The organism is Duganella alba, from assembly GCF_009674495.1.
Taxonomy (GTDB): domain Bacteria; phylum Pseudomonadota; class Gammaproteobacteria; order Burkholderiales; family Burkholderiaceae_D; genus Rugamonas; species Rugamonas alba.
Map to the genome: position 1 here is coordinate 1 of NZ_WKJN01000087.1, position 1,422 is coordinate 1,422.

The 1,422-nt window shown below is 72.0% G+C and carries 2 protein-coding genes; both read right to left on the reverse strand.

Going from position 1 to position 1,422, the window contains the following annotated elements; genetic code table 11:
* Window positions 1–827 (reverse strand): FAD binding domain-containing protein (locus tag GJ695_RS29350; RefSeq protein WP_154370607.1); only part of this gene is annotated, 827 nt, incomplete at its 3' end.
* A gap of 11 nt (window positions 828–838) precedes the next feature.
* A partial coding sequence (locus tag GJ695_RS29355; RefSeq protein ID WP_154370608.1) for a (2Fe-2S)-binding protein occupies window positions 839–1,422 on the reverse strand: 584 nt, incomplete at its 5' end.

The following is a 1,422-nucleotide window of genomic DNA, read 5'->3' on the forward strand; positions in this document are numbered from 1 at the left end:
TCGGCCGCCGGCACCCGCCACGGCTTGGCCGCCACGCCGCCCAGCGCCAGCCGCGCCGAGCGCACCGTCGCGCCCTCCATCTCCAGCCCCGCCGCCACCGACACCAGCGCAAACGCATAGCTGGCGCGGTCGCGCAGCTTCAGATAATGCGCGTGCGCCCCATACGCCGACGGCGGCAGCTCCACCGCCAGCACCAGTTCGGTCGGCGCCAGCGTGGTGTCGAACTGCGGCGCCGCGCCCGGCAGCCGGTGGAAGTCCGCCATCGCCACGCGCCGCTCGCCGCTCGCCGACGCCACCACCACGGTCGCCTCCAGCGCCGCCAGCGCCACGCACATATCGGACGGATGCACGGCGATGCAGGCGTCGCTGGCGCCCAGCACCGCGTGCATGCGGTGCACGCCGCGCTGCGCCGCGCAGCCGGAGCCGGGCACGCGCTTGTTGCAATGCTCGAAAGCCGTATCGGTGAAATAGGAACAGCGCGTGCGCTGCAGCAGGTTGCCGCCGGTGGTCGCCATATTGCGCAGCTGCGCCGACGCGCCCGCCAGCAGCGCCTGCGCCAGCAGCGGATAACGCTGGCGCACCAGGTCATGGTCGGCCAGGTCGCTGTTGCGCACCAGCGCGCCGACCCGCAGGCCTCCGCCCGGCAGCGTCTCGATGCGGTCCAGTCCCATGCGCGTGATATCGACCAGCCGCGCCGGCCGCTCCACATCGCCCTTCATCAGATCCAGCAGATTGGTGCCGCCGCCGATGAAGCGCGCCCCCGGTTGCTGCGCCAGCCGCAGCGCATGCGCCACATCGGTGGCGCGGTCGACAAAAATCGCTTGCATGGGCGCTCTCCTCAAACCTGGCCGGCGGCCACGATGCGGATCGCCCGCACGATGTTCGGATAAGCGCCACAGCGGCAGATATTGCCGCTCATGCGCTCGCGGATTTCCTCGTCGGTCAGCGCCGGCCGGCCGCGCACATCGGGCGTGACCGCGCTGGCGGCGCCGGCGCGCAGCTCGCCCAGCAGCGCGGTGGCGGAACACAGCTGGCCCGGCGTACAGTAGCCGCACTGGAAGGCGTCATGCTCGATGAAGGCCGCCTGCAGCGGCGACAGCGTCTCGCCGCCCAGTCCCTCGACGGTGACGATCTTGCGGTCCTCCGCCATCACCGCCAGGGTCAGGCAGGAATTGACGCGGCGGCCGTCCAGCATCACCGTGCAGGCGCCGCACTGGCCGCGGTCGCAGCCCTTCTTGGTGCCGGTCAGGCCGATGGTTTCGCGCAGCGCGTCGAGCAGCGTCACGCGCGGCTCCAGCGACAGCTGATAGTCCTTGCCATTGATATTCAGCCGCACCGGCTGCGGCGGAGCCGCCGGCACCGCCGCAGCCGGCGTGACGGCCGGTTTGACGGGCGCGCCAAGCGCGCCCGGCGCGGCATTGA